The sequence below is a fragment of the Flavobacterium sp. genome, from assembly GCF_039930565.1.
Classification (GTDB): Bacteria; Bacteroidota; Bacteroidia; order Flavobacteriales; family Flavobacteriaceae; genus Flavobacterium.
This window is the reverse complement of sequence record NZ_JBDTTP010000102.1, coordinates 1-11,204: the sequence shown is the minus strand read 5'-3', so window position 1 is coordinate 11,204 and position 11,204 is coordinate 1. Positions and strand designations below refer to the sequence as shown.

The window sequence follows — 11,204 nt, the reverse complement described above, 5'->3', positions numbered from 1 at the left end:
TACGTTGGTGAAAACGCAGAGTTTGAACGCCAGATGCTTTCCGGAGAATTAGAAGTTGAATTGACGCCACAAGGAACTCTGGCCGAACGTTGCAGGGCAGCACAAGCCGGAATCCCAGCTTTCTTTACACCCGCAGGTTACGGAACCGAAGTCGCCGAAGGGAAAGAAGTCCGTGAATTCAATGGTAAAATGCATATTATGGAAGAAGCGTTCAAAGCTGAGTTTGCGATTGTAAAGGCGTGGAAAGGTGATGAAGCCGGGAATCTTATATTTAGGGGAACCGCCAGAAACTTCAATGCCTGTATGGCCGGAGCCGCAAAAATAACGATTGCTGAGGTGGAAGAATTAGTTCCGGTTGGGACTTTAGATCCCAATCAGATTCATATTCCAGGAATAATGGTACAGCGTATTTTTCAAGGGGAGAAGTTTGAAAAACGTATTGAACAGCGAACAGTAAGACAGAAAGCCTAATTAGATAATGAAATAATTTGTCAATTAGATAATTATATTGCTTACGTTCAGCAGTGCATTATCAAATTATCTGATTGGCACATTAAAAAAAATTGACACATTGATTTTATGTTAACAAAAGAAGATATTGCAAAACGAATTGCGAAAGAAGTAAAAGACAGGTATTTTGTGAATCTGGGTATCGGAATTCCGACTTTGGTTGCGAATTATGTTCGGGAAGATATTTCAGTTGAATTTCAGAGCGAGAACGGTGTTTTGGGCATGGGACCTTTTCCTTTTGCCGGAGAAGAAGATGCCGATATCATCAATGCCGGAAAACAAACGATAACTACGCTTCCCGGAGCGAGTTTCTTTGACTCCGCTTTTAGTTTCGGGATGATTCGAAGCCAAAAAGTAGATTTGACGATTTTAGGTGCGATGGAAGTTTCTGAAAATGGCGATATCGCCAACTGGAAAATTCCCGGCAAAATGGTAAAAGGAATGGGTGGCGCTATGGATTTGGTGGCTTCCGCCGAAAATATCATCGTAGCCATGATGCACGTCAACAAAGCGGGAGAATCAAAAATCCTGAAAAAATGTACTTTACCATTAACCGGCGTTGGCTGCGTTAAAAAGGTCGTTACAGAGTTGGCAGTTCTAGAAGTGACTGAAAAAGGTTTTAAGCTCTTAGAACGTGCTCCAGGTGTTTCTGTGGAACATATAATTGCTTCAACGGAAGCTGATTTAATTATTGAAGGGGAAATCCCGGAAATGGATATCAAATAATTTCTTTTTTATGTAATTATCAAAGCTGGCTTAATGAGCCGGCTTTTTTTGTGGGATATATTTAAAAATCAGCATTTTTATTATAAAACAGTTATAAAAATACTATTATAAAGTATTTTGTAATTCAAACATTCTATAATTCTTATCATTTTTGTAAAATTCTTAATAACTGTTAAATAAAAGCGTATTTAAAATAAAAAGTGTTGTATTTAATCGATTAAAGGTAAATTTTATCGATTAAATAACAAAATTGAAATACTTTTACTAAAATTTAAAGTATTTCCCTACATGGGATATTTTAATCCATTATCAATTTAAACCCCTTTTATTTATGGAAAAAAAATTACCAAAAATTGTCACTACGTCAATTGTTGTGCTCACATTTTCTTTAACTGCATTTTCGCAGGTAACAGACAAACGCATAAGTCAGAAAAATTTATCTGAAAACGGACTTCCAAGTTTAATCACTTTTAGTGCTCAGTCAACCTACAAAGATTCTGATTTTAATGCCGTTTTTAAGGAACAATTAGGTTTAAAAGACAATCAGTCTTTTGCGAAAATTAAAACAGAAACTGACCGTGAAGGTTTTACTCATGAAAAATTTCAATTGTATGAACAAGGTATTAAAGTAGAATTTGCAAATTATACATTACATTCAAAAAACGGTAAACTTGCTTCAATGAATGGCGAATTTTACAATATAAAAAATGCAGCCGTAAAGCCAAAAATTTCAGCACAGGAGGCTTTTAACAAAGCCGTTATGCATACAGGTGCCAAAAAATATCTTTGGGATTCTCCTGAAGATGCTAAGGCAATGGGCTATGAGAAGCCTGAAGGAGAGTTGGTTTTTTTGCCTGATATGGAAACTCAGGGAACAGAAAGAACTACTGATAAGGTTAATTTAGCATATAAATTTGATATTTATGCGACATACCCACTAAGCCGCGGTGATTTGTATATAGATGCCACAACGGGAGAAGTATTGTTTTATAATGCAACTATAAAACATCTTGGAGAGTTTAGCCATGGAAATTCAAAAGCTGTGGATGCAGCATCTAAAAAAGAGAATGTTAATTTAAAAACGACTATTGTAGCAGCAAACGCAGCAACCCGTTACAGCGGAACTCAAACAATTCAGACAACATTAAGCGGATCTTCTTATATTTTGCTAGACGGAACGCGCGGAAATGGAATTCAGACCTACAATTCTGCGAAAACAGCAACATATCCAACAACAAATTTTACAGATGGTGACAATAACTGGACTGCTGCTGAATATAACAACACAAATAAAGACAATGGGGCACTTGATGCACATTGGGGAGCCGAAATGACATACGATTATTGGTCGGCTGTACATGGCAGAAACAGTTATGATAATGGCGGCGCTAAAATTAAAAGTTATGTACACTATAATTTAATTGCAGCCGGATATCCTGACAATAACAATGCTTTCTGGAACGGGAGTGTTATGACTTATGGCGACGGAAGCGGAACAGGAGTATTTGATATCCTGACAGCAATGGATGTTGCCGGACATGAAATAGGTCATGCTATTTGTACGTATACTGCAAATCTGGCATATCAAAAAGAATCGGGAGCGATGAACGAAGCTTTTTCTGATATCTGGGGAGCTTGTATCGAATATCGTGCAGCGCCTACAAAATCTACCTGGTTAATTGGTGAAGACATTGAAAAAAGATCAAATCATTTAGCTTTACGTTCTATGAGTGATCCGAACTCTGAAGGACAGCCCGATACTTATGGCGGAACCTATTGGGTAAACGCAAACTGTACGCCAACAAGAAACAATGATTATTGTGGGGTTCATACAAACTCAGGCGTATTAAATCACTGGTTTTATATCCTGTCTACAGGTAAATCAGGTACAAATGACCTTGGAAATGCGTATAATGTTGCCGGAATAACAATAGACAAAGCGGCTAAAATTGCTTATCGTCTGGAAAGCGTTTATTTAACAGCCAATTCAACTTATGCAAATGCCAGAACTTCAGGAATACAGTCAGCTATTGACTTATACGGAGCAGGTTCTGCTGAAGTTATTGCAACAACTAATGCTTTTTACGCAGTAGGTGTTGGAGCAGCTTATACCGGAGGATCGAGTGATACAACAGCACCATCAGTGCCGACTGCGTTAGCAGCTTCAGGAACTACAGGAACAACAACTACTCTTTCCTGGACAGCTTCAACAGATAATGTTACCGTTACCGGATATGATATTTACCAAGGAACAACTTTAAAAGGTTCGTCTACAACTACAACTTATACTGTTACAGGATTAACTGCTTCAACCGCTTATACGTTTTCTGTAAAAGCAAAAGATGCCGCAGGAAATGTTTCCTCATCAAGCAGTACAGTAAATGTTACTACACTTGCGGGTACACTAACCTATTGTACTTCAAAAGGAAATAGCGCAACGGAGGAAAGAATTGGGAAAGTTGTTTTTGGTACTATTAGCAATACTTCTACCGCAACAACTGGTTATGAAAATTTCACATCAGTTTCTACTAATGCAAGCAGAGGAACTGCTTATACTATTACGATTACTCCGACATGGGCTTCTTCAGTATATAGTGAAGGCTATGCTGTGTTTATTGATTATAATAAAGATGGTGATTTTGCTGATTCAGGCGAAACAGTCTGGACAAAAACAGCTTCAACAGCTACTCCGGTTACAGGATCGATCACTATTCCTGCAACGGCAACTTTAGGAACGACAACAGTAAGAATTTCTATGAAATATAATGGAATTCCAACTGCGTGCGAGTCTTTCTCTTATGGACAAGTAGAAGATTATTCAATAAACATTACTGCTGCAGGAACAGTAGTTGTTAATGAATTGATTGCTGATACAGATAACTCAAATTCTGAAATAACGTTATATCCAAATCCGGTTGAAAAGGAATTGAATATTTCATCATTTGAGCAAAAGGGTTCTAGTTTTAAAATTACAAATGCATTAGGTCAGCAGGTAAGTTCAGGTCAATTATCTGAAAGTCCAATTGATGTAAGTAAATTAAATACCGGAATCTATATTATCGAATTGAATAGCGGTCAAAGAAGAGTGGCGAAAAAGTTTATAAAGAAATAATTTCAGTTTAATATACAATATAAAACCGCCTTATGGGCGGTTTTTATCATTTAAAAATATTTCAAAGCCCTTAAGCTTAAAAACTATAAATTCTCAAAGAAATCATTTCCTTTATCATCCGTAATAATAAAAGCAGGGAAATCTTTTACAGTAATTTTTCGAACCGCTTCCATTCCTAATTCTTCAAAATCAACCACTTCTACTTTTAAAATATTGTCTTGCGCCAAAATAGCCGCCGGACCTCCGATAGAACCCAAATAGAATCCGCCATATTTGTTGCAGGCATCTGTAACTTGTTTGGTACGGTTTCCTTTAGCCAGCATGATCATACTTCCGCCATGTTTCTGGAATTCATCCACATAAACGTCCATGCGTCCTGCTGTAGTTGGTCCAAAACTTCCTGAAGCCATTCCCTCCGGAGTTTTCGCAGGTCCTGCATAATAAACAGGGTGATTTTTAAAGTATTCCGGCATTGGTTTTCCTGCTTCCAGCATTTCCATGATTTTGGCGTGTGCAATATCACGGGCTACAATCACGGTTCCGTTTAGTTTTAAGCGGGTTTTGATTGGATATTGAGTTAGTTTTGCCAGCATATCCGCCATTGGCATATTCAAATCGATTTCAACCGGAGCTTCTAAATGCGGAGCTGTTTCCGGTAAAAACTGTTTCGGATTCACTTCTAGCTGCTCAACGAAGATTCCGTCTTTTGTAATTTTTCCTTTGATATTTCTGTCGGCAGAACAGGAAACACCCAATCCAACGGGACAGGAAGCCGCATGACGGGGCAAACGGATTACACGAACATCATGGGTAAAATATTTACCTCCAAACTGAGCGCCAATGGCACTTTCCTGGCAAATTTGCTGAACTTTTTGTTCCCACTCGATATCACGAAATGCCTGACCCGACATATTTCCGGTAGTTGGCAAATTATCATAATATCCGGCCGATGCTTTTTTAACAGCACTTAGGTTCGCTTCCGCAGAAGTTCCTCCAATGACCAAAGCCAGGTGATAAGGCGGACAAGCCGAAGTTCCTAAATCTTTTATTTTCGCACGAACAAAAGCATCCATTGATTTTTCGTTCAGTAGTGATTTTGTTTGTTGGTATAAGTAGGTTTTATTAGCAGATCCACCGCCTTTTGCCATAAATAAAAACTCATAGGATGTTCCTTTTTTAGCATAAATATCAATTTGCGCCGGAAGATTCGAACCCGAATTTTTCTCTTCAAACATCGAAATCGGAACAATCTGTGAATAACGTAAATTACGTTTTTGGTAAGTGTTGAAAATTCCTCTGCTTAACCATTCAGCATCATCGACACCTGTATAGATGCTTTCGCCTTTTTTTGCCATTACGATTGCCGTTCCGGTATCCTGGCAGCTTGGTAATTGACCTTCGGCAGCAACCGAAGCATTCTGAAGTAAATTATAAGCCACAAAACGATCATTGTCTGTTGCTTCAGGATCATCCAGAATTTTCCTTAATTTTTGTAAATGTGACGTTCTCAACATGAACGAAACATCGGTTAAAGCTTCTTCAGCCAATAATTCCAAGCCTTTTGGATCAACGGTTAAAATTTCACGTTCTCCAAATTGTTCCACTTTTACAAAATCTGAGGTAATTTTGCGGTATTGCGTTTCATCCTTTAAAATAGGGTAAGGATCCTGGTATATAAAATCAATCATTTATTTGTTTTTGGCAAAGTTAAAAATTATTTACCTAAGAAAGAATTTGAATTATAGGCGTTTCTAAGTTTATTGTTGGTTATGAAATTCATCAAAACGCATCTTTTTTTCAAAATAAGGTTTGTCTTTTGCCGAAAGTATTTTTTTCCCCCATTGATTGCCTTTTAATGAAAATGAAACAGAGTCAGAGTATTTTAAAATTCCCGAATCTTCAGAATCATCATCTCCAGGTTCAAATGAAACAGTTTTACAATAGAAAATTTTAGGATCTTTAGAATTATCAGTCATAAATTCTGTCCAGTTCCCCCAACCGCTGTCTGACATCGATTGCCATTGATGAACGAGCTGTAAATCATTGTTTTCTACATAATATAAATAATTATCAAAAACATAACCACAGGCCGGATATCCGAAATCAATTTTTAGAAATGATGAATTTTCAGATGCATCATTCAAACCATAGGATCCGCTCCATTCAGAACCTTTTTGATATCCTGAGATAATTATTTTTGAAGACGCTATTTTGTTTTTATTCTGATAAAAATCAAGCCTGAATTTAGAGGTGATGATGCTGTCATTATCTGCTTTTTGTTCAGTAAGATGTACGAGAATATGAGTAATGGCCGCTTTTTTATCTTCCGAAAACAGAATTGTATCTGTCCGCAAAACACTTTCTTCAACTTCTTTTGTATTGGCTTTAACTTGTTTAGGAGCTTCAATAGCATCAAAACCTGAAGTCTGAGCTATTTTTTGTTCTTTTTGGCAGCCCGCAAGAATTAATAAGATGAAAAGATATTGTAGTTTCATAGCATTATATTAAATTTTCGAAGATGTATTTTTCTTCAAATTGTACTTTGAATTTCTCTAAAAATTGTAAATATTCTTCTTTAAAGGTTTGTTTTTTTATGATGTTCTTCTTGATTAGCAATATATTTATAAACTGCATCAATTTGTGATTGTCCCTAAGAAAATGCGCCATAACCTTCTTGCCTTTCAAATTTTGAATGGGTTAAATTATGATCATTAATATATTTTGATGATTTTGTTTTTACGGCCTTCATCAATTCCGAAATAGAAATGATTGGTTCAGTCCCACCAGACAATGAACATGATCTTCGACACCATTTACAATAATGGTTTTGCAGCCAGTTTCGTTAATTAAGTTTCCAATTACACCATGTAATTTTGATTTCCATTGTTTATCAATTATAGCTTCACGATATTTCACAGCAAAGACAAATTGTATATAGATTTGATGATAGAGTGTTTGCCATTTAATAGTCTTTGTAATATCAACCGTTACTACGGAACTCAGAAGAAGGTGAATCAATATTATTCAACGGATTGAAATCCATTGCTACAAAATAATCCATTCCTACGGAATTTTCAAAATGTATAAAAAGAGTCATCCGGCTCGCCCCATATTGTAGGGCTGGATTTCAATCCAGTTATCAGAATCCGTTTATATAAAAGAGCCATTGGCTCGACCGATATTGTAGGGTTGGATTTTAATCCAGTTTAATCAAAAATTAAAAAAACCAGGTAGCCACAAAAATTGCAGTAATCACACAAATCAGATCTACCAAAAGCATCGTGCCTAATGCATAACGGGTATTTTTGATGTTAACTGAGCCAAAGTAAACCGCAATTACATAAAAAGTACTTTCGGCACTGCATTGGAAAATACTGCTCAGTCTTGCCGTTAAGGAATCTGCTCCGAAAGTATTCATCGAATCAATCAAAAATCCACGGGATCCTGCAGAACTGAACGGACGAAGCATCGCTACCGGTAAAGCATTTGTGATTTCCTTGCTCACGCCCATATTGGAGAAAACAAACGCAATTCCGTTACTTATAATCTCGAATAAACCACTGTTTCTGAATAAGGAAATAGCAACCAACATTCCCAAAACATAAGGAAAAATAGTAACACCGGTTTTAACGCCGTTGTTTGCACCGACAACAAAAGTGTCGAAAGGTGTAGTATTCGCATCGATAAATTTCTGTTCGTTTTTAAAAGCAAAAATTAAGGTAAAGGCAATAATTGCAATCAATATCAGTCCGGAAAGGTTCGAAGTAAAGTAATTTTTTCCAATAATATCCAAATGATTTACATACATCAGCAATCCAACAATACCAGCAATTAGTCCCATTAAGACAATTAAAAGCGAGGCACTTTTAAAATTGATTTTTTGCTTGATTCCCACAATTAAGAAAGCGGCAATAGTACCAATAAAAGAGGTAATGATGCAAGGCAGCATCACATCGGCAGGATTAGTTGCATTAGCAGCGGCACGATAGCCAATAATAGAAGTAGCAATTAAGGTTAGACCAGACGCATGAAGACACATAAACATAATCTGGGCATCACTGGCTTTGTCTTTGTCGGGATTTATTTCCTGTAAACTTTCCATGGCTTTCAGTCCAAATGGAGTCGCAGCAGAATCTAATCCCAGGAAATTGGCGGCAAAGTTCAAAGTCATATACGATATCGAAGGATGGTTTTTAGGAATACTCGGGAATACTTTAACAAATACCGGACTTAATACTTTTGCTAATTTTCCGGAGGCTCCCGAAATGATTAAAAGTTCCATTAATCCACAGAAAAAAGCCAAATAGGCAATAAGGGGCAGAATTAAATCGACTAAAGTACTTTTACAGGTTGGCAATAAACCATCAGATTTTTGAACACCACTGTAAATTTTAACGGTTTTGCTTTTGTAAACATAAGTTGTATCAGAATTCAGCGTATCACGATTGATAATCATTGTTTGACCTTCTGTTTTTTTAATACTATCCCTGATGAAAACAGGAAGTTCATCGATGTATTTTTCAGATATTAAAATAGGATCGTCTTTCTTGCCATTTATTACAGAATCAATAGTGTAAGTGTTGGCAGTAAATAAACTGACGACAATAAAAACAATCGAAGAAATAAAAATGACTAACCAAAATCTACTTAATACCATAATATTAATTTTTTGTAAATGTAATTATTTTTAAAGAAAATAATAAACCGCAGATTCGTAGATTATAAATTAAATAATCTGCCAATCTGCGGTCAATGTTTTTCTATTCGTTAATGTGTACTTATACTTTTAATTTTTTCCATAAATAGGAATAATATAAAGCATAAAACTTAGCTCTTTGCTCGTTTGTTGAAGAACCGCCATGTCCGCCTTCAGTATTTTCGTAATAGTAGATTTTATTACCCATTTCAATCATTTTAGCAGCCATTTTTCTGGCATGACCAGGATGGACACGGTCATCTTTTGTTGAAGTCATAAAAAACACTTCCGGGTATTTGGTGTCTTTATTTACGTTTTGATAAGGTGAATATTTTTTAATAAAATCCCAATCACTGGTGTCAGGATCTCCATATTCTCCCATCCAGCTTGCTCCGGCCAATAATTTGTTATAACGTTTCATATCTAATAGCGGAACCTGACATACAACAGCATTGTATAAATCAGGACGCTGAGTAAATGCAACCCCCATAAGCAATCCGCCATTACTGCCTCCTATAATACCTAAATGATGAGAGGATGTAATTTTTTTTGCAATTAAATCTTCGGCAATTCCATGAAAATCATTGTAGATATTTTGCCTTTTTTCTTTCAGTCCTGCCTGATGCCATTTTGGTCCAAATTCTCCACCACCTCTAATGTTTGCTAATACAAAAACACCTCCTTTATCTAACCAGGCTTGTCCGATAACGCCAGAATAAAAGGGTTGTTCTGAAACTTCAAATCCACCATAAGCGTTAAGTAAGGTTGGGTTATTTCCGTCGTATTTAATATCTTTTGCCGCAACCAAAAAATATGGAATCATTTCTCCGTCTTTCGATTTCATTTTAAATTGTTCCACTTTGTACTTGCTGCCATCAAAATATGCCGAAAGTGATTTTACTTTTTGAACCTTATTGTTTTTTGCATTAGCACTAAATAAAGAAGTAGGAGTGAGGAAATTTTGATAATTAAAATAATAATCGTCACTGAATTCGTCTGTTGCTGCGATTTCAATTGTTCCAAATTCTGGAGCATTAATTGTAGTTCTGTTCCATTTTCCATCTGTGAAAGAATAGGAATAAAGCTCACTTTTTACATTGTTTAAAATATTCAGTAACAAAAAGTTTTTGGTGCTTGAAATTTCTGCAATACTGCTGTAAGCATCCGGTTCATAAACAAGCTGCAAGTCTTTTTCACCTTTTAGTAAAGAAGTAAAATTGACGCTGATAGCAGAACCTTGTTTATAGGTTGTACCATTAACAGTCCAATCTGATTTTAAATTGATTATTGCCTGATTATTTAATATCGCACTAAAATTAGCATCATCAGGAATATCCAGTTTTACCAATTTATCGTTAAGCATTACAAAAGATTTTGAAGAGTAAAATGTTTCTGCTTTTCCAATAAAGAGATAACTCTTTTCACCATCTCGAATTAAGTATCCATTATCTGAAACATCGGTAACGTCACCTTCAAATATTGTTTTTGCTTCAGATAATTTAGTTCCTCTTTTCCATAACTTAACAACTCTTGGATAACCGGAAGAGGTCATACTTCCTTCTCCAAAATCGGTTCCGACAATTAAGGTATTTACATCAAAGTAACTAACGCTATTTTTAGATTCAGGAAGTGAAAATCCATTTGGAATAAATTTTTTGGTAACTGCATCGAATTCTTTTACTTCAACAGCATCACCACCACCATTTGAAAGACTTACTAAAAAGCGGTCATATTTTGGGTATAAACCTTGTGCTCCTTTATAAACCCATTTAATATTATCTTGTTTGCTCAAAGCATCAATGTCTAAAAGTGTTTCCCAGACAGGTTTTTTAGTATAGTAACTTTTCTTTGTTGTTCTGCGCCAAATCCCTCTGATATGCTCGTTATCTTGCCAAAAATTATAAATATAATTTCCATAAATTCCCGGATAAGCAATCTTATCTGTATCGTTTAATACAGCCAAACTTTTAGTGAATATATCTTGATATTCACTTTGATTAGTAAGAACTTCTAATGTGGCTTTGTTTTCTTTTTCAACAAAATCCAATGCTTTTTTTCCGTCAACTTCTTCTAACCATAAATAAGGATCATCCTGAGCTGTCATATTGTAGATGTTAGTAAAGAGAAATAAAAATGCAATTATTGATTTTTTCATTATTA

8 protein-coding genes are annotated in these 11,204 nt (G+C 35.8%); 3 read left to right on the top strand and 5 right to left on the bottom strand.

Translation table 11 applies throughout. The features are described from left to right. The 3 genes from ABI657_RS17750 to ABI657_RS17740 all read left to right on the top strand — a co-directional run. The coding region (locus tag ABI657_RS17750) for a 3-oxoacid CoA-transferase subunit A (RefSeq protein WP_348098607.1) at positions 1 to 471 on the top strand (471 nt) is incomplete at its 5' end. Positions 472 to 579: 108 nt separating this feature from the next. Then, positions 580 to 1,236, top strand: coding sequence for a CoA transferase subunit B (locus ABI657_RS17745; protein ID WP_348098606.1), 657 nt, complete (start codon positions 580 to 582; stop codon positions 1,234 to 1,236). A 331-nt stretch (positions 1,237 to 1,567) separates the two neighbouring features. Beyond that, positions 1,568 to 4,348, top strand: coding sequence for a M4 family metallopeptidase (locus tag ABI657_RS17740; protein ID WP_348098605.1), 2,781 nt, complete (start codon positions 1,568 to 1,570; stop codon positions 4,346 to 4,348). Between the two features lie 83 nt (positions 4,349 to 4,431). On the opposite strand, the gene ABI657_RS17735 is transcribed toward ABI657_RS17740, so the two are convergent. The 5 genes from ABI657_RS17735 to ABI657_RS17715 form a co-directional block, all read right to left on the bottom strand. Beyond that, on the bottom strand, positions 4,432 to 6,036 hold the full coding sequence (locus ABI657_RS17735) for a fumarate hydratase (protein ID WP_348098604.1): 1,605 nt from the start codon (positions 6,034 to 6,036) through the stop codon (positions 4,432 to 4,434). Positions 6,037 to 6,105: 69 nt separating this feature from the next. Then, on the bottom strand, positions 6,106 to 6,843 hold the full coding sequence (locus ABI657_RS17730) for a hypothetical protein (protein ID WP_348098603.1): 738 nt from the start codon (positions 6,841 to 6,843) through the stop codon (positions 6,106 to 6,108). Positions 6,844 to 7,096: 253 nt separating this feature from the next. After that, positions 7,097 to 7,366 (bottom strand): transposase, encoded by a 270-nt coding sequence (locus ABI657_RS17725; protein ID WP_348098602.1) that lies wholly within the window; start codon positions 7,364 to 7,366, stop codon positions 7,097 to 7,099. Positions 7,367 to 7,565: 199 nt separating this feature from the next. After that, complete coding sequence (locus tag ABI657_RS17720) at positions 7,566 to 9,005, bottom strand: nucleoside recognition domain-containing protein (RefSeq protein WP_348098601.1); 1,440 nt, start codon at positions 9,003 to 9,005, stop codon at positions 7,566 to 7,568. A 121-nt stretch (positions 9,006 to 9,126) separates the two neighbouring features. Further along, positions 9,127 to 11,204: prolyl oligopeptidase family serine peptidase (locus ABI657_RS17715; protein WP_348098600.1), on the bottom strand; the 2,078-nt coding region annotated here is incomplete at its 5' end.

Bases quoted from the DNA above. Each gene is read 5' to 3' on its own strand.
- ABI657_RS17745 (WP_348098606.1), top strand. From the start codon at position 580: ATGTTAACAAAAGAAGATATTGCAAAACGAATTGCGAAAGAAGTAAAA.
- ABI657_RS17740 (WP_348098605.1), top strand. From the start codon at position 1,568: ATGGAAAAAAAATTACCAAAAATTGTCACTACGTCAATTGTTGTGCTC.
- ABI657_RS17735 (WP_348098604.1), bottom strand. From the start codon at position 6,036: ATGATTGATTTTATATACCAGGATCCTTACCCTATTTTAAAGGATGAA.
- ABI657_RS17730 (WP_348098603.1), bottom strand. From the start codon at position 6,843: ATGAAACTACAATATCTTTTCATCTTATTAATTCTTGCGGGCTGCCAA.
- ABI657_RS17720 (WP_348098601.1), bottom strand. From the start codon at position 9,005: ATGGTATTAAGTAGATTTTGGTTAGTCATTTTTATTTCTTCGATTGTT.